The sequence below is a fragment of the Pseudomonas sp. FW305-70 genome (genome assembly GCF_058783925.1).
Genome location: NZ_JBYSYZ010000028.1, coordinates 48,445 through 65,059, shown reverse-complemented (window position 1 = coordinate 65,059; position 16,615 = coordinate 48,445). Strand labels below are relative to the sequence as shown.

General features: G+C 59.2%; 17 protein-coding genes. 3 read left to right on the top strand and 14 right to left on the bottom strand.

What is annotated here, in order from left to right:
- Positions 1 to 79 precede the first annotated feature (79 nt).
- From AC3WN7_RS19810 to AC3WN7_RS19800, 3 genes are all read right to left on the bottom strand, one after another.
- Positions 80 to 580, bottom strand: a complete 501-nt coding sequence (locus AC3WN7_RS19810) for a CinA family protein (protein WP_095965139.1) — start codon at positions 578 to 580, stop codon at positions 80 to 82.
- A 116-nt stretch (positions 581 to 696) separates the two neighbouring features.
- On the bottom strand, positions 697 to 1,038 hold the full coding sequence (locus AC3WN7_RS19805) for a phage holin family protein (protein ID WP_095965053.1): 342 nt from the start codon (positions 1,036 to 1,038) through the stop codon (positions 697 to 699).
- Between the two features lie 173 nt (positions 1,039 to 1,211).
- Positions 1,212 to 1,946, bottom strand: coding sequence for a LexA family transcriptional regulator (locus AC3WN7_RS19800; protein ID WP_095965138.1), 735 nt, complete (start codon positions 1,944 to 1,946; stop codon positions 1,212 to 1,214).
- 210 nt (positions 1,947 to 2,156) lie between these two features.
- On the opposite strand from AC3WN7_RS19800, the gene mutS reads away from it, so the two are divergent.
- Complete coding sequence (gene mutS, locus AC3WN7_RS19795) at positions 2,157 to 4,736, top strand: DNA mismatch repair protein MutS (protein ID WP_102674596.1); 2,580 nt, start codon at positions 2,157 to 2,159, stop codon at positions 4,734 to 4,736.
- A gap of 142 nt (positions 4,737 to 4,878) precedes the next feature.
- Positions 4,879 to 5,202 (top strand): ferredoxin FdxA, encoded by a 324-nt coding sequence (gene fdxA / locus AC3WN7_RS19790; protein WP_007970729.1) that lies wholly within the window; start codon positions 4,879 to 4,881, stop codon positions 5,200 to 5,202.
- Between the two features lie 471 nt (positions 5,203 to 5,673).
- On the opposite strand, the gene rpoS is transcribed toward fdxA, so the two are convergent.
- The 8 genes from rpoS to AC3WN7_RS19750 all read right to left on the bottom strand — a co-directional run bounded on the left by rpoS (position 5,674) and on the right by AC3WN7_RS19750 (position 12,892).
- Positions 5,674 to 6,681, bottom strand: a complete 1,008-nt coding sequence (gene rpoS / locus AC3WN7_RS19785; protein ID WP_095965051.1) for an RNA polymerase sigma factor RpoS — start codon at positions 6,679 to 6,681, stop codon at positions 5,674 to 5,676.
- A 105-nt stretch (positions 6,682 to 6,786) separates the two neighbouring features.
- Positions 6,787 to 7,644 carry a peptidoglycan DD-metalloendopeptidase family protein gene (locus AC3WN7_RS19780; RefSeq protein ID WP_095965050.1) on the bottom strand — a complete coding sequence of 286 codons (858 nt, stop codon included), beginning with the start codon at positions 7,642 to 7,644 and terminating at the stop codon, positions 6,787 to 6,789.
- A 211-nt stretch (positions 7,645 to 7,855) separates the two neighbouring features.
- Positions 7,856 to 8,491 (bottom strand): protein-L-isoaspartate(D-aspartate) O-methyltransferase, encoded by a 636-nt coding sequence (locus AC3WN7_RS19775; protein ID WP_172435346.1) that lies wholly within the window; start codon positions 8,489 to 8,491, stop codon positions 7,856 to 7,858.
- Between the two features lie 41 nt (positions 8,492 to 8,532).
- Positions 8,533 to 9,282, bottom strand: a complete 750-nt coding sequence (gene surE, locus AC3WN7_RS19770; protein ID WP_095965049.1) for a 5'/3'-nucleotidase SurE — start codon at positions 9,280 to 9,282, stop codon at positions 8,533 to 8,535.
- Positions 9,270 to 10,328, bottom strand: coding sequence for a tRNA pseudouridine(13) synthase TruD (gene truD, locus AC3WN7_RS19765; protein ID WP_102674597.1), 1,059 nt, complete (start codon positions 10,326 to 10,328; stop codon positions 9,270 to 9,272). Before truD ends, surE begins: the two co-directional genes overlap by 13 nt.
- Complete coding sequence (gene ispF / locus AC3WN7_RS19760) at positions 10,325 to 10,798, bottom strand: 2-C-methyl-D-erythritol 2,4-cyclodiphosphate synthase (RefSeq protein WP_007970721.1); 474 nt, start codon at positions 10,796 to 10,798, stop codon at positions 10,325 to 10,327. The genes truD and ispF overlap by 4 nt, the downstream gene beginning before the upstream one ends.
- Before the next feature lie 44 nt (positions 10,799 to 10,842).
- The gene (gene fghA / locus AC3WN7_RS19755) at positions 10,843 to 11,694 is read right to left on the bottom strand and encodes an S-formylglutathione hydrolase (protein WP_172435694.1); all 852 of its coding nucleotides are present in this window, start codon (positions 11,692 to 11,694) and stop codon (positions 10,843 to 10,845) included.
- 85 nt (positions 11,695 to 11,779) lie between these two features.
- The gene (locus AC3WN7_RS19750) at positions 11,780 to 12,892 is read right to left on the bottom strand and encodes an S-(hydroxymethyl)glutathione dehydrogenase/class III alcohol dehydrogenase (protein ID WP_015093777.1); all 1,113 of its coding nucleotides are present in this window, start codon (positions 12,890 to 12,892) and stop codon (positions 11,780 to 11,782) included.
- A gap of 107 nt (positions 12,893 to 12,999) precedes the next feature.
- On the opposite strand from AC3WN7_RS19750, the gene AC3WN7_RS19745 reads away from it, so the two are divergent.
- Positions 13,000 to 13,896 (top strand): LysR family transcriptional regulator, encoded by an 897-nt coding sequence (locus AC3WN7_RS19745; RefSeq protein ID WP_102674598.1) that lies wholly within the window; start codon positions 13,000 to 13,002, stop codon positions 13,894 to 13,896.
- A gap of 178 nt (positions 13,897 to 14,074) precedes the next feature.
- Here the strand turns inward: AC3WN7_RS19745 and ispD are convergent, their stop codons facing one another.
- The 3 genes from ispD to eno form a co-directional block, all read right to left on the bottom strand.
- Positions 14,075 to 14,782, bottom strand: coding sequence for a 2-C-methyl-D-erythritol 4-phosphate cytidylyltransferase (gene ispD, locus AC3WN7_RS19740; protein ID WP_095965045.1), 708 nt, complete (start codon positions 14,780 to 14,782; stop codon positions 14,075 to 14,077).
- Entirely contained in the window at positions 14,779 to 15,057 is a 279-nt protein-coding gene (ftsB, locus tag AC3WN7_RS19735; RefSeq protein WP_007970710.1) for a cell division protein FtsB, read from the bottom strand. The genes ispD and ftsB overlap by 4 nt, the downstream gene beginning before the upstream one ends.
- Before the next feature lie 171 nt (positions 15,058 to 15,228).
- On the bottom strand, positions 15,229 to 16,518 hold the full coding sequence (gene eno / locus AC3WN7_RS19730; RefSeq protein WP_015093774.1) for a phosphopyruvate hydratase: 1,290 nt from the start codon (positions 16,516 to 16,518) through the stop codon (positions 15,229 to 15,231).
- Between the last annotated feature and the right edge of the window lie 97 nt (positions 16,519 to 16,615).

Genomic DNA, 16,615 nt, shown 5'->3' with positions numbered 1-16,615 from the left:
GTCCTCACGTAATCAATAAGGCCTGACGGCCAACACCTGTATAAGTAGCCAGTATTATTCCACAGCGATTCCGGATCGCCTACCCCTGATTTGAGATTTCTGCCGCGGCATAGCGCAGCAGCCCCTCTAGCGCGGCCTTCACCGTTTGTCGGCGCACCTCGTCGCGGTCACCGGCGAAGTATTGCAACTCGCTGAACACTCGCTCACCCACACCCCAGGCCAGCCAAACCGTCCCCACTGGCTTGCTCGGCGAACCACCGTCCGGCCCGGCTACGCCACTGACCGCCACGGAAAAATATGCGCGACTTTTCTCCTGCGCGCCCCTGGCCATCGCCTCGACCACCTCGCGACTGACCGCCCCCACCGTGGTGAACAACTCAACAGGAACATCCAGTTGCAGGTTCTTCTGCAGATTGGAGTAGGTGACATAACCGGCCTCGAACCACGCCGAGCTGCCGGGAATACGGGTGATCGCCTCGGCGATCCCGCCGCCGGTGCAGGACTCGGCCGTGGAAACGTGGGCATTGAGAACCTGCAATTGCCTGCCAAGGTCAGCGGCGAGCTGGGTAATTAATTTCACGGTCATCTCCTGATGGGCGGGATGGGTTAACCGTACACCAGCAGACTGCACTTGCAAGCGACTGGAGCGATCAAAATGCAAAGAACCAGAGGCTCTGGAAAAGGCCTGCCGAGGATTCAATCTTCGACATCGCCGGATGGAACTTGACTGACACCCATGCGTTTGGCCGCCCAACGCTCATACAACCCCAAAACCACGTCAGTCCCGGCCATCGCCGCCAAACAACCGCCTGCACAAGCAGCCCAAATGGAAACATTGGCGGCGTGCAGCAACATGATGACCGAGGCGCCACAGATCATGCTGGAGCCAGACCGCAGGCTCAGGCGCCGGATAAGGGGCCAGCCACGAACGCCCTCTTTATCGGCACGCCACATTTCACCGGTAACGCCACCGAGTATTGGCAGGCTGATGACCAGCCAAAGAGGCATGTCCAGCAACGCATATTGCTCAGCGGTCATTTCATGCCTCCTTGAGTGAACGGTCATTCCGTGTTCTTGAATCGATAGACAACAAGACTATGCATTTATGCATATTCAGTCAATGCGCAAACGCATAGAAAAGACAATCCGATGCTTTCAGCAAACGAAAAAAACCCGCTCGGGAAGCGGGTTTCATCTGAACGCAGGGGGTGTTAGCGGGCGTACATGCCCCACCAGAAGACATGTCCGAGGATAACAATCGGCTCCTCCTGGATGTCCTGAAAGGTGTAATCCTCGTCCGGGTGTTCATCACGATTAAAGCTGCGCAGGCGAATCCCGGTCGGCAGGCGATACAGCTGCTTCACCCGCAATTGGCCGTTGTGATTGATTGCATAAAGGTCGCCGTCAACGATATCGCCGATGCCGCACTTGCCGGCATTCACGCCGACCGTGGCGCCATCGCGCAGTACTGGCAGCATGCTATTGCCACGCACTGTCACGCATTTCGCCTGATCGAACTGCACACCATTGTGGCGCAGACTACGCTTTCCAAAGCGCAGGCTAGAGCGCTCGCTTTCCTCGATGACGAATCTTCCCGACCCTGCGGCCAACTCAACCTCACGAAGAAAAGGAACCGACACCTCATCGTCATCGACAGGGGTATCGTCGTCCCACAGGCTTATATCCTTGAGTTCCGAATGCACAGGAGCGCGCCCGGCATTGGTGGCGGGCGCGACGTCCGCGCGACCGCGCAACTGGTCGGTGCTCACGGAAAAATAGTCGGCAATTTTCGAAATGTGCCGATCCGAAGGATCGACGATCTTCCCGCTGAGAATACGCGAGAGCGTGGATTGAGGCACGCCGGTACGACGGTGAAGCTCCGTGGGGGAGATCCCGTGCTGATCGAGCAATGCTCTTAAGACAGTAGATACGTTGCGTTTGTGCATAACGCGCATAGTGCTGGTTATTTTCGCAGAAGACAAATGCCCAATTGCATAATCGATGCATGACCTGTTTTTTGCGTCGTAAAAGATGTCACCCGGCCGCGATGCCTGCGTCGGGTAGAGCGCCCATGGTAACCTTGCGCCCATCGCGGAAAAGCCCGGCCGTTGCCCCGCTTTTGCCCCACCTCTTTCAACGAGCTTCCTGACAATCCGATGAATAAAGCCGTCTCCGACCTGTCCTCCCACACCCCGATGATGCAGCAGTACTGGCGCCTGAAAAACCAGCACCCGGACCAGCTGATGTTCTACCGCATGGGCGACTTCTACGAGATCTTCTATGAAGACGCGAAGAAGGCCGCCAAGTTGCTGGACATCACCCTGACCGCCCGCGGGCAGTCGGCGGGGCAGGCGATTCCGATGTGCGGGATTCCTTACCACGCCGCTGAGGGTTACCTGGCAAAACTGGTGAAGCTTGGCGAATCGGTGGTGATCTGCGAGCAGGTCGGTGACCCGGCCACCAGCAAAGGGCCCGTGGAGCGGCAGGTGGTGCGCATCATCACGCCGGGAACGGTGAGTGACGAGGCGCTGCTGGATGAGCGTCGAGACAACCTGATCGCTGCTGTTTTGGGTGATGAGCGCCTGTTCGGTCTCGCGGTGCTGGACATCACCAGTGGCAACTTCAGCGTGCTGGAAATCAAGGGGTGGGAAAACCTGCTGGCGGAGCTGGAGCGGGTCAACCCGGTGGAACTGCTGATCCCGGATGACTGGCCCAAGGATTTGCCGGCGGAAAAACGCCGCGGTGTGCGTCGCCGTGCGCCATGGGATTTCGAGCGCGATTCAGCGCTCAAAAGCCTGTGCCAGCAATTCTCGACCCAGGATCTCAAGGGCTTTGGCTGCGAAAACCTGACCCTGGCCATCGGCGCCGCCGGTTGCCTGCTGGCTTACGCCAAGGAAACCCAGCGCACTGCCCTGCCTCACTTGCGCAGCTTGCGTCATGAACGCCTCGACGACACCGTGGTGCTCGATGGCGCCAGCCGTCGCAACCTGGAACTCGACACCAACCTGGCCGGGGGCCGCGACAACACCCTGCAATCGGTGGTGGACCGTTGCCAGACGGCCATGGGCAGCCGCCTGCTGACCCGCTGGCTGAATCGCCCGTTACGCGATTTGACGGTGCTGTTGGCACGCCAGACCTCGATCACCTGCCTGCTCGACGGTTACCGCTTCGAGAGACTGCAACCGCAGCTCAAGGAAATCGGCGACATCGAGCGGATTCTTGCGCGGATCGGCCTGCGCAATGCCCGCCCGCGCGACCTCGCCCGCTTGCGTGACGCCCTCGGCGCACTGCCCGAACTGCAAGTGGCAATGACGGAGCTTGAAGCCCCGCACCTCCAGCAACTCGCCAGCACCACCAGCACCTACCCGGAGCTGGCGGCACTGCTGGAGAAGGCCATCATCGACAACCCGCCCGCGGTCATTCGTGACGGCGGTGTACTGAAAACCGGCTACGACAGCGAACTCGACGAACTGCAATCGCTCAGCGAAAACGCCGGACAATTCCTGATCGACCTCGAGGCACGGGAAAAGGCCCGCACCGGCCTGTCGCACCTGAAGGTCGGTTACAACCGCATTCACGGTTACTTCATCGAGCTGCCAAGCAAGCAGGCTGAGTCGGCACCGGCCGACTATATTCGCCGCCAGACGCTCAAAGGCGCCGAGCGTTTCATTACGCCGGAACTCAAGGCGTTCGAAGACAAGGCATTGTCAGCCAAGAGCCGCGCCCTGGCCCGCGAGAAGATGCTGTACGAAGCACTGCTCGAAGACCTGATCGCCCAACTGCCGCCCTTGCAGGACACCGCAGGCGCCCTGGCCGAACTGGACGTCTTGAGCAACCTGGCCGAGCGTGCACTGAACCTCGACCTGAACTGCCCACGCTTCGTCAGTGAACCGTGCATGCGCATCAGCCAGGGCCGTCATCCAGTGGTCGAGCAAGTGCTGACCACGCCGTTCGTGGCCAACGACCTGAGCCTGGACGACAACACGCGCATGCTGGTGATCACCGGCCCGAACATGGGCGGTAAATCCACCTACATGCGTCAAACCGCTCTGATTGTGCTGCTGGCGCATATCGGCAGCTTCGTGCCGGCGGCCAGTTGCGAATTGTCGCTCGTCGACCGCATCTTCACCCGGATCGGTTCCAGCGATGACCTGGCCGGCGGGCGCTCGACCTTCATGGTGGAAATGAGCGAAACCGCGAACATCCTGCACAACGCCACCGAGCGCAGCCTGGTGTTGATGGACGAAGTCGGGCGCGGCACCAGCACCTTCGATGGCCTGTCGCTGGCCTGGGCGGCGGCCGAACGCCTGGCGCATCTGCGTGCCTACACGCTGTTCGCCACCCACTACTTCGAACTGACCGTCCTGCCGGAGGCCCAGCCGCTGGTGGCCAACGTGCACCTCAATGCCACCGAGCACAATGAACGCATCGTGTTCCTGCACCACGTGCTGCCCGGCCCGGCCAGCCAGAGTTACGGCCTGGCGGTCGCGCAGCTGGCGGGCGTACCAAGTGAGGTGATCACCCGTGCCCGCGAGCATTTGAGCCGCCTGGAAGACACCGCACTGCCCCATGAGTCGCCAGCACCTGCCAAAGGCAAACCGGCGGTTCCACAGCAAAGCGACCTGTTTGCCAGCCTGCCACACCCGGTGCTGGAGGAACTGGCCAAGCTCGATCTGGACGACATGACACCACGTCGTGCTCTCGAAATGCTCTATACACTGAAGACACGGATCTAACGCAGCGGCTTGCAAGCTGTTAGAATCTCGCGCGGTTTGAGATGCTGCTGGCTAATAGCCTGGCCAGCAGACTATCGCTCCCAAACCTGGCGACCCCTACGAGAAGGGGCGCAGCAAGCCGCGCCTGAGGAGAAAATTAGAAATGACCTTCGTCGTCACCGACAACTGCATCAAGTGCAAGTACACCGACTGCGTAGAAGTCTGTCCGGTGGACTGCTTTTACGAAGGCCCGAATTTCCTGGTGATTCACCCGGATGAGTGCATCGATTGCGCGCTGTGCGAACCTGAATGCCCTGCCGTGGCTATCTTCTCCGAAGATGAGGTTCCGGCCGGCATGGAGAACTTCATCGAGCTGAACGCTGAGCTGGCCGATATCTGGCCGAACATCACCGAACGCAAGGATCCAATGCCCGATTCCGCAGAATGGGATGGCAAGCCAGGCAAGATCGCAGACCTCGAACGCTGATTACCCCCGCGTTCGCGAAAAAGGCCCCACAAGGGCCTTTTTGCTTTTCTGCGGGCAAAAAAAGGGGCGGTTTGACCCGCCCACATTTTTTCCCTATTCCCTGTGTTCCTTTTCATCATCCTGATGAATCGCGTCCTGCGATTTCCCTATCCCTCATCCTTGAAGGACGTGTCTGTCCGTCGACACAACCTCAATACTAGAGTGTTCCCCTGCGGGATCAATCGCCCCTTGGCGCGAAGCCCAGCTGTCACACGTCATTAATAATAAAAAATAGCCATATAAATCAAAAAGATAAAAACGAGAAGCGTTCAGCATGGACGATTGCCAGGGTGTAAAAATAACGAACACTTACGCAAGTGTAAGCCTGGGCTTACAGCACGAAACCAAAATCCCGAGGGGATTCGGTCTCTTGGTCAGGCAATAAAAAACCCCGAGCCAGTCGGGGTTTTTCATGCCATCGCAGTGAGTGCCTTATTGGAACAGCGACTCGCTCGACAGACCATTTTTTTCCAGTATCTCGCGCAGCCGCTTCAAGCCTTCCACCTGAATCTGCCGGACCCGCTCACGGGTCAGGCCGATTTCCAGGCCGACGTCTTCAAGGGTGCTGCTTTCATGACCGCGCAGGCCGAAGCGGCGTACAACCACTTCGCGTTGCTTGTCGGTCAGTTCCGAGAGCCATTGATCGATGCTCTGGGACAGGTCGTCGTCCTGCAACAGTTCGCATGGATCGGTCGGGCGGTCGTCAGTCAGGGTGTCGAGCAGGGTTTTATCCGAATCCGGACCCAGCGAGACGTCGACCGAAGAAACCCGTTCGTTAAGGCCGAGCATACGCTTGACCTCTCCCACCGGTTTTTCCAGCAGGTTGGCGATTTCTTCGGGTGAGGGTTCATGGTCGAGTTTTTGCGTCAGTTCCCGCGCAGCCCGCAGGTACACATTCAGCTCTTTGACCACATGGATCGGCAGCCGGATGGTCCGGGTCTGATTCATGATTGCGCGTTCGATGGTCTGGCGAATCCACCAGGTCGCGTAGGTCGAAAAGCGGAAACCGCGTTCCGGATCGAACTTCTCCACCGCCCGGATCAAGCCGAGGTTGCCCTCTTCGATCAGGTCCAGCAGCGACAGCCCACGATTGACATAGCGTCGGGCGATTTTCACCACCAGTCGCAGGTTGCTTTCGATCATGCGCTTGCGCCCGGCCGGATCGCCACTTTGCGACAGGCGCGCAAAATGAACTTCTTCTTCGGGTGATAGCAGAGGAGAGAAACCAATTTCATTGAGATACAACTGCGTGGCATCGAGTGCCCGCGTGTAGTCAATGTACTTGTGCTGTTTCAACGATGCGGAGTGTTTGGATTTGGCACGAACGGAAGGTGGAGTCGCCCCTTCATCATTCGACATCGAATCCGTATCAATGCTGCCCTCCATCAGGAGAACCTCATCGTCGATGTCAAACTCCGGCACTTCTTTACTGAGAGCCATTGTTATAGTCCTTTGGTGAGTTCGACCTCAAGCTCAAGCGGCGCCTTTCTCCCTGGCAACGCTGGAGCCTGTCCCCTCTACGCGACGGAACAGGCTGGTAAGCGATCAACGACGTGGCAGGAATTGCAGAGGATCTACAGGTTTACCCTGGCGGCGAATCTCAAAATGCAGTTTCACCCGGTCTGTACCCGTTGACCCCATTTCGGCAATTGTCTGTCCGACCTTGACCTGCTGCCCCTCCCGAACCAACAGCCTGCGGTTATGTCCGTAGGCACTGACGTAGGTTTCACTGTGCTTGATGATCACTAATTCGCCGTAGCCCCTTAAGCCACTCCCGGCGTATACCACCGTCCCATCAGACGCAGCTAAAACAGGCTGTCCCAAATCTCCGGCGATATCAATTCCTTTATTCAAACTACCGTTTGAAGAGAATTTTCCAATCAGAATGCCATTAGATGGCCATCCCCAGCCGGTCGGGGCTGGCCCCGGAGGAGGCAACGGAGCGGGGGCAGGCTTGTTCGCGACGGACGGTACAACTGTCGTTGTGCTGGTAGTCGTACCGTTTGCCGAACGACGGATGACCGTGGTTTTACTCGACGACGAAGGCGTTGAACCGGACGAACTGACCACCGCCGTCGACGTTGAACCGGTACGACCATCAAAGCGAATCGTCTGACCCGGATGGATGGTGTAGGGCGCAGGAATATTGTTTCGGGCCGCAAGGGCCTTGTAGTCCCAGCCGTAACGGAAAGCAATGGAAAACAGGGTGTCCTTTGGACGCACCACGTATTGCCCGGTGGTCACGGCTGGACGCTGAGCCGCCGCATTGTTGCGATCCACGACACGAACATCACTGGATTTGTTGCTGGAACAACCGACCAGCAATGTACTCAAGACAAGGCCAGTCACCAGGCGCTGAAAGCTCGTTTTACTCATACGCTGCGCAATGACTGTGAGACTCACCCGCCGCTCCCTCTGTGGTGGCTGAAAATGTGAAATACCGGAGTCCGGCATGAACTGTCGCAAGTATAACGGGCCGTGCACGCTTTACCTTTAATGTGGCGAATCGCTGTCGCGCACACGTTTGCTGCCTGAAGATGAATCCCGTTGAAACAATCGATGCCGCTGTAAGACAAAGGCAATCGAAGAGAATTCAGCGTGCCGAAACAAATGCTCAGGCCAATGGCCCATTGAGCAATGGCACGAAGCGCACAGCCCCCAGAACATGCCTGGAAAAACCTTGTTCCTCGCGGATGATCAGCATCAATTGCTGGACTTCGCCGGCCCCGACCGGGATCACCATTCGGCCTCCCGGAGCCAACTGGTCAAGCAATGCCTGGGGCACGTCAGTCGCCACGGCGGTGACGATAATCCCGTTGTACGGCGCCAGTGCCGGCCAGCCTTCCCAACCATCGCCCCAGCGGAACACCACGTTGCGCAGGTTCAGTTCGACCAGACGTTCCTTTGCCCGATCCTGCAGAACCTTGATGCGCTCGACCGAGAACACACGCTCGACCAGTTGCGACAGCACTGCCGTCTGATAACCCGACCCGGTGCCGATTTCCAGCACCTTGTCGAGGGGACCGGCCTCCAGCAGCAGCTCGCTCATGCGCGCCACCATATAAGGCTGGGAGATGGTCTGGTTATTGCCAATCGGCAGCGCGGTGTCTTCATAGGCACGGTGCGCCAGCGCTTCGTCGACAAACAGGTGGCGCGGGGTCCGGCGAATGACCTCCAGCACCCTCGCGTTGGAAATGCCTTCTTCATACAGGCGCTGGATGAGCCGCTCCCGGGTTCGCTGGGAGGTCATGCCGATGCCGCGACGCAGCATATCGTCTTGTTCGCGACCCATCAGCGCAGCCCCTCCAGCCAGCCGTCCAGACTTCTGAAGGCATCATTGAAGGTGCGATCCAGTTGCAGCGGCGTGATCGACACATAACCCTGCATCACTGCATGGAAATCGGTACCCGGTCCACCGTCCTCGGCATCCCCGGCCGCGGCGATCCAGTAACCGGACTTGCCCCGCGGATCTACCACTTTAATCGGTGCCGCGGCACGGCCGCGATGGCCCAGGCGGGTCAACTGGATACCGCGGATGCGATCGAGCGGCAAATTCGGAATATTCACGTTCAGTACCGTACGCGGTGGCAGATCCAGGTCAGCATGGGCTTCAACCAGTTTGCGCGCGAAATGGGCAGCTGTGGGAAGGTTCTCTACCTGGCGTGAGACCAGCGAAAAGGCAAACGAAGGGTGTTTCAGGAAACGTCCCTCAAGGGCCGCCGCCACCGTGCCGGAATACAGGACATCGTCCCCCAGGTTCGCGCCCAGGTTGATACCGGAAACCACCATGTCCGCTTCGCGCTCCAGCAGGCCGTTGAGGCCCAGGTGCACACAATCGGTTGGCGTGCCGTTGAGGCTGATAAAGCCGTTGGCCAGGGTTTGCGGGTGCAACGGACGGTCGAGCGTCAGCGAACTGCTGGCGCCGCTCTTGTCCTGGTCCGGGGCGATAACCACGCACTCGGTGTAATCCGCCAGCGCAGCATAAAGCGCGGCGAGACCGGGTGCTGTTACCCCATCGTCGTTAGAAATCAGAATACGCATGGGCTGTCCGTCTGCCCCACCGGCACCAGATCAACAAGCTCGCGCACCAATACGGTGGCGAAGCATCCGGCCGGCAGGACGAATTCCAGTTGCAGAATGTCCAGCGAGGGATAATGCCACGTCAACCCGCCAATGGGCAGCCGCAGGATGCGACGTTCGTGGCTCATACCGGCGTTGATCAGCCAATCACGCAAATCCGCTTCGCGTCCGGCGATGGCCTGCTCCAGTTCATGGACAACCCCCATGGCCGGCGAGTCACCTTCGCCCCACTGAGGACCGGTCGGGTGCAGATCGAGAATCGCCAGGCGCGGGTCGCTGCACTCGGCTTCGCCTGCCGGGAAAAAGCTGCGACTGTCGGTAAATGCCAGCAGATCGCCCACCTGGGCACGCTGCCAGGTGCCGTCGGCGACACGTGCAGCCAATACCTGGTTGAACAGAAAACTGCGCGCCGTGGAGAGCAGCCGCGAGCGCACGTTGCGCTGCTCCGGCAAGGCCTTGCGCGCGGCCCAGGCGCGAGCATCGACGACGTTGCCGCCATCATGGCCGAAACGCTGAGCGCCGAAATAATTGGGAATGCCTTGCTTGGCGATCAGTTGCAGACGCTCTTCAAGCGCAGCCTTGTCACCGGCGAACTGCGTCAGGCGCAAGGTGAAGCCGTTGGCCGAGTGCGCGCCACGTTGCAGCTTGCGCTTGTGGCGGGCGGTCTTGAGGATCTTCAGCGTATCGTTTTCCGCGGCTGTCAGATCAGGGTCGGCCTTGCCCGGCAGCTGCACGCTGAACCACTGGCGAGTCAACGCCTGACGGTCCTTGAGGCCGGCATAACTGACAGTTCGCAACGGCACACCCGCAGCCTTGGCAATCCGTCGCGCCGCTTCTTCAGTATTCAGGCCGCGCTTTTCCACCCAGATCCACAGGTGTTCGCCTTCGCCACTGAGGGGAATGTCGAGGACTTCGTCGACCTGGAAATCTTCCGCGGTCGCCTTCAGGACCGCCGTGCCGAGGGCCTCACCGTAAGCCCGCGGGCCGAGCAATTGCAGTTCGTTCATGCGCGCAGCAACAAGGCAACGGAGTGCACGGCAATGCCTTCTTCGCGACCGACAAAGCCGAGCTTTTCGGTGGTGGTAGCTTTCACGTTCACTTGATCCAACTCTACTTGAAGATCCGCGGCAATCAGCGCGCGCATCGATTCGATATGCGGGGCCATTTTCGGCGCCTGGGCGACGATGGTGTTGTCGACGTTGCCGACTTTCCAGCCCTTGGCATGGACCAGTGCGACGACATGACGCAACAGCGCACGGCTGTCGGCGCCCTTGAATTGCGGGTCGGTATCCGGGAAATGCTTGCCGATGTCACCCAGCGCCGCGGCGCCGAGCAAGGCATCGCTCAAGGCGTGCAAGAGGACGTCACCGTCTGAGTGGGCGAGCAGCCCGAAGCTGTGTGCAATGCGCACACCGCCCAGAGTGATGAAATCGCCTTCAGCGAAACGGTGCACATCATAGCCGTGGCCAATACGCATAAAAAAAACGCCCCGATTTTTGTCAGGGCGTGATTCTACCTGCATTAGCCAACCAGAGCATGCGCGTGATGCCGCAAGTGCTCATCGATGAAACTGGCGATGAAGAAATAGCTGTGGTCATAGCCCGGTTGCAGGCGCAACGTCAGCGGATGACCGGCCAGTTTGGTCGCCTGCTGCAAGGCTTCCGGCTTGAGCTGGGTGGCGAGAAAATCGTCGCGATCTCCCTGGTCGACCAGCAGCGGCAGCTTTTCATCGGCCTCGGCAATCAACGCGCAGGCATCCCATTCACGCCATTTCGAACGGTCCTCTCCCAGGTAGCGGGAGAAGGCTTTGTGCCCCCACGGACAATCCATCGGATTGTTGATAGGCGAGAACGCCGATACCGAACGATAACGCCCCGGGTTGCGCAAAGCACAGACCAGCGCGCCGTGGCCGCCCATGGAGTGTCCGCTGATGCCGCGCTTGTCCGACGCCGGGAAATGGGCTTCAACCAATGTCGGCAATTCCTGCACAACGTAGTCATGCATCCGATAGTGTCGCGACCAGGGTTCCTGGGTGGCATTCAGATAAAACCCGGCGCCGAGGCCAAAGTCCCAGGCGCCATCCGGATCACCCGGCACATCAGGACCACGAGGGCTGGTGTCCGGTGCGACGATGATCAGCCCCAACTCGGCGGCCATGCGCATGGCGCCGGCCTTCTGCATGAAGTTCTCGTCGGTGCACGTCAGGCCGGACAACCAGTACAACACCGGCAGCTTGCCGCCCTGCTCCGCCTGCGGAGGCAGATAGACGGCGAACACCATGTCGCAGCCGAGCACGTCGGAGCGATGGCGATAGCGCTTGTGCCAGCCACCGAAGCTTTTCTGACAGGAGATGTTTTCCAGACTCATGGGAATCCTCCCAGCTGCAAGCCACAAGCCTGAAGCTGCAAGTCGAGGCGCGCTCTCTTGCAGCTTATGGCTTGCGGCTGACTGCTGCTTCTTAGAAATGAATGACCGAGCGGATGCTTTTTCCTTCGTGCATCAGGTCAAACGCCTTATTGATATCTTCCAGGCCCATGGTGTGGGTGATGAAGGTATCCAGCGGGATCTCACCGGTCTCGGCCATTTCCACATAGCTTGGCAACTCGGTACGGCCACGCACACCACCGAACGCCGAACCGCGCCAGACGCGGCCGGTGACCAGCTGGAACGGACGGGTGGAGATTTCCTGGCCGGCACCGGCAACACCGATGATGACCGACTCGCCCCAGCCCTTGTGGCAGCACTCCAGTGCCGCGCGCATCAGTTGCACATTGCCGATGCACTCGAAGGAAAAGTCGACGCCACCGTCGGTCATGTCGACGATGACTTCCTGGATCGGACGATCGAAGTCTTTCGGATTCACGCAATCGGTTGCACCCAGCTGCTTGGCGATCTCGAACTTCGCCGGGTTGATGTCGATGGCGATGATGCGGGCAGCCTTGGCTTTGACCGCGCCAATCACAGCCGACAGACCGATGCCGCCGAGGCCGAAAATGGCCACGGTATCACCCGGTTTTACCTTGGCGGTGTTGAGCACGGCGCCGATACCGGTAGTGACACCGCAGCCCAGCAGGCAGACTTTTTCCAGTGGCGCTTCCTTGGCGATTTTCGCAACGGAAATCTCCGGAAGCACGGTGTACTCGGAGAAGGTCGAAGTACCCATGTAGTGGAAAATCGTTTCGCCCTTGTAGGAAAAACGCGAAGTGCCGTCCGGCATCAAGCCTTTGCCCTGGGTCGCGCGAATCGCCTGGCAGAGGTTGGTCTTGCCTGACAGGCAGAATTTGCACTGGCGACATTCCGGGGTGTACAGCGGGATCACATGGTCGCCTACCGCCACGGAAGTCACACCCTCGCCGATGGCTTCAACGATCGCCCCGCCTTCGTGACCGAGGATCGACGGGAAGATGCCTTCCGGATCAGCGCCGGACAAGGTGTAGGCATCGGTATGGCAGACACCGGAGGCCACCACGCGCAGCAAGACTTCGCCGGCCTTGGGCATGGCAACATCGACCTCAACGATTTCGAGGGGTTTCTTGGCCTCGAAGGCAACGGCGGCGCGTGACTTGATCATGATGGCTCTCCAGTGAATAAAAACGAGACAGGGAGTGTAATACATGGCCAAGCGATGAATAATCGACGCAAATGCAAAATATTATTGCTACACAGGGATAATCATCGATGTCCGAAAACCGCTGGGAAGGGATCGACGAGTTTGTCGCCGTCGCCGAGTGCAACCAGTTCACCGCGGCGGCGGAACGCCTGGGGGTTTCGTCCTCCCATATCAGTCGACAAATCGTACGCCTCGAAGAGCGCCTGCAAACCCGTTTGCTCTACCGCAGTACCCGTCGGGTTGCGCTGACCGAGGCCGGACAAACGTTCCTGCAGCATTGCCAACGCTTGCAGGACGGCCGCGAAGAGGCACTGCGCGCGGTGGGCGACTTGACCAGCGAGCCCAAAGGCATGCTGCGCATGACATGCGCCGTGGCTTACGGTGAACGCTTCATCGTGCCGTTGGTGACCCGTTTCATGGGGCTGTATCCGCAGCTGCGCATCGATATCGAATTGACCAACCGGCAACTCGACCTGGTACATGATGGCCTCGATCTGGCGATCCGCCTCGGGCGCTTGCAGGATTCACGGCTGGTTGCCACCCGCCTCGCGCCCCGGCGCATGTTTCTCTGCGCATCACCCTCCTACATTGAGCGCTACGGCCGGCCGCACAGCCTGTCGGAACTCAGTCGCCACAACTGTCTTATCGGCAGTTCGGATCTCTGGCAACTGGAGCAGAACGGGCGGGAATTTTCCCAGCGAGTCCAGGGAAATTGGCGCTGCAATAGTGGGCAAGCCGTACTGGACGCGGCGCTACAGGGCGTGGGGTTGTGTCAGTTGCCGGACTATTACGTGCTGGAGCATTTGAAGAGCGGCGCATTGATTTCGTTGCTGGAGGCGCATCAACCGCCGAACACCGCGGTTTGGGCGCTGTACCCGCAGCAGCGGCATTTGTCGCCGAAGGTGCGCAAGCTGGTGGATTTTTTGAAGGAAGGGTTGGCTGAGCGACCGGAGTATCGGAGTTAGAATCACCAGTGTTTCTCAGTGACAGATTGGCTGACTGAAACGGCGCTTTCGCGAGCAAGCCCGCTCCCACAGGGGGAACAGTCTTGCTCACAAAAATTGCGGGCAACACCGGTCAAATGTGGGAGCGGGCTTGCTCGCGAAAGGCGCGACGCGGTCTCAAAGTTGATTGCCGCACAACTTAGCGACGATTAGCCCAACGCTGCCTCAACCATTCAAGATCTTCGGGACGCGTCACCTTGAGGTTATCGGACCGCCCTTCGATCAGCCGTGGTGCCGAACCGGCCCACTCCATGGCCGAAGCTTCGTCGGTAATGACGGCATCCGCCACCAGGCTGTCAGCCAACGCCCGATGCAATGCCCCAAGGCGAAACATCTGCGGCGTGTAGGCCTGCCAGATCACACTGCGATCCACGGTTTCGAGCACACGACCGTGCTTGTCGACCCGCTTGAGCGTATCCCGTGCCGGAACCGCCAGCAGTCCGCCGACAGGGTCGTCAGCCAGTTCAGCCAGCAGCTTGTCCAGATCGTCACGACTGAGGTTCGGCCGTGCGGCATCGTGAACCAGTACCCAATCCTCATTATCAGCGCCCTGCGCATGCAGGTGCAGCAAGGCATTGAGCACCGATCCGGAACGTTCGGAACCGCCCTCGACCCGGACAATACGCGGGTCACTGGCACACGCCAGGTTCGGCCAATAAGGATCGTCGACAGCAAGACTGACCACCAGGCCTTTCAGGCAAGGATGGTCAAGGAAACAGCCGAGGCTGTGTTCGAGAATAGTGCGCCCGCCCAGTTGCAAGTATTGCTTGGGACGGTCCGCGGCCATACGGGCACCGACGCCCGCGGCAGGAATCACGGCCCAGAAGGCCGGTAACGTCTGGCTCATTGCGCCAACTGGTAAAGGGTTTCACCGTCCTTGACCATGCCCAACTCATGGCGAGCCCGTTCTTCAACGGTCTCCATGCCCTTTTTCAACTCACTGACTTCGGCGTCCATTACCCGATTGCGCTCCAGCAATGCCTGGTTCTCAGCTTGCTGATCCGCGATCTGCTGCGTCAACTCGGCCACTTGCGCCAGACTGCCGTTTCCCACCCACAGGCGGTACTGCAAGCCAGCCAGCAACAAAAGCAGAATGAGGAACAACCAATTGGGACTGCGCATCGAATATCAGGTATCCAGTGAAAAAAGACAGCCATGCCAAACGTGAAGCTTCTGATAGCACGAAGCCTGGAAGAACCAGGCTTGTGCATATAAGGCATCAGATTAGTGGCAAAAACGTCGCTGTAGCGATTTTTCCGACACAATCCGGTGTCTTTTTTACCATGTACTGACTCAGCCGCGGAATTCGCCGCGACCGTTGTACTTGGCCTTGCCATTCAACTGCTCTTCGATACGCAGCAGTTGGTTGTACTTGGATACGCGATCGGAACGGCACAGGGAACCGGTCTTGATCTGACCAGCCGAGGTGCCCACGGCCAGGTCGGCAATGGTCGAATCTTCGGTTTCGCCGGAGCGGTGCGAGATCACGGCGGTGTAACCGGCAGCCTTGGCCATCTGGATGGCTTCCAGGGTTTCGGTCAGGGTGCCGATCTGGTTGAACTTGATCAGGATCGAGTTGGCGATCTTCTTGTCGATGCCTTCTTTCAGGATCTTGGTGTTGGTCACGAACAGGTCGTCGCCTACCAGTTGGGTCTTCTCGCCGATCTTGTCGGTGAGGATCTTCCAGCCAGCCCAGTCGGACTCGTCCAGGCCATCTTCGATGGAGATGATCGGGTAACGTTCGGTCAGGCCTTTGAGGTAGTCAGCGAAACCTTCGGCGGTGAACACCTGGCCTTCGCCGGACAGGTTGTACTTGCCGTCTTCGTAGAATTCGCTGGCCGCGCAGTCCAGGGCCAGGGTCACGTCGGTGCCCAGCTTGTAACCGGCGTTGGCCACGGCTTCAGAGATCACTTTCAAAGCGTCTTCGTTGGAAGCCAGGTTCGGCGCGAAACCACCTTCGTCACCGACGGCAGTGCTCAGGCCACGGGCCTTCAGCACGGCTTTGAGGTGGTGGAAAATCTCGGTGCCCATGCGCAGACCTTCCGAGAAAGACTTGGCGCCAACCGGCTGAACCATGAATTCCTGGATGTCGACGTTGTTATCGGCGTGCTCGCCGCCGTTGATGATGTTCATCATCGGAACCGGCATCGAGTAGACACCCGGGGTGCCGTTCAGGTTGGCGATGTGAGCGTACAGCGGCAGGTCCTGGTCCTGTGCGGCGGCCTTGGCGGCAGCCAGGGAAACGGCGAGGATCGCGTTGGCGCCCAGGGAACCTTTGTTTTCAGTACCGTCGAGCTTGATCATTGCCAGATCGAGCGCTTTCTGGTCGCTTGGGTCCATGCCTTTCAACAGGTCTTTGATCGGACCGTTGATGTTGGCTACGGCCTTCAGAACACCCTTGCCCAGGTAACGGCTCTTGTCGCCATCACGCAGCTCGAGCGCTTCACGCGAGCCAGTGGAAGCACCGGACGGCGCGCAGGCGCTGCCGATGATGCCGTTATCGAGAAGCACATCCGCTTCCACGGTGGGATTGCCACGGGAGTCGAGAACTTCACGACCTTTGATGTCGACGATTTTAGCCATTGTTGTAAACACTCCAAAGTTGACGAAAACGACGCAGCTGTAGGAAATCTTTGGTCGTCGGCAAGCGAGGTGCAGCGGGCAGTCTTGCAGACGACAA

Bases quoted from the DNA above. Each gene is read 5' to 3' on its own strand.
- AC3WN7_RS19805 (WP_095965053.1), bottom strand. From the start codon at position 1,038: ATGACCGCTGAGCAATATGCGTTGCTGGACATGCCTCTTTGGCTGGTC.
- AC3WN7_RS19800 (WP_095965138.1), bottom strand. From the start codon at position 1,946: ATGCACAAACGCAACGTATCTACTGTCTTAAGAGCATTGCTCGATCAG.
- mutS (WP_102674596.1), top strand. From the start codon at position 2,157: ATGAATAAAGCCGTCTCCGACCTGTCCTCCCACACCCCGATGATGCAG.
- fdxA (WP_007970729.1), top strand. From the start codon at position 4,879: ATGACCTTCGTCGTCACCGACAACTGCATCAAGTGCAAGTACACCGAC.
- rpoS (WP_095965051.1), bottom strand. From the start codon at position 6,681: ATGGCTCTCAGTAAAGAAGTGCCGGAGTTTGACATCGACGATGAGGTT.
- AC3WN7_RS19775 (WP_172435346.1), bottom strand. From the start codon at position 8,491: ATGACCTCCCAGCGAACCCGGGAGCGGCTCATCCAGCGCCTGTATGAA.
- surE (WP_095965049.1), bottom strand. From the start codon at position 9,282: ATGCGTATTCTGATTTCTAACGACGATGGGGTAACAGCACCCGGTCTC.
- truD (WP_102674597.1), bottom strand. From the start codon at position 10,328: ATGAACGAACTGCAATTGCTCGGCCCGCGGGCTTACGGTGAGGCCCTC.
- ispF (WP_007970721.1), bottom strand. From the start codon at position 10,798: ATGCGTATTGGCCACGGCTATGATGTGCACCGTTTCGCTGAAGGCGAT.
- AC3WN7_RS19750 (WP_015093777.1), bottom strand. From the start codon at position 12,892: ATGATCAAGTCACGCGCCGCCGTTGCCTTCGAGGCCAAGAAACCCCTC.
- AC3WN7_RS19745 (WP_102674598.1), top strand. From the start codon at position 13,000: ATGTCCGAAAACCGCTGGGAAGGGATCGACGAGTTTGTCGCCGTCGCC.
- ispD (WP_095965045.1), bottom strand. From the start codon at position 14,782: ATGAGCCAGACGTTACCGGCCTTCTGGGCCGTGATTCCTGCCGCGGGC.
- ftsB (WP_007970710.1), bottom strand. From the start codon at position 15,057: ATGCGCAGTCCCAATTGGTTGTTCCTCATTCTGCTTTTGTTGCTGGCT.
- eno (WP_015093774.1), bottom strand. From the start codon at position 16,518: ATGGCTAAAATCGTCGACATCAAAGGTCGTGAAGTTCTCGACTCCCGT.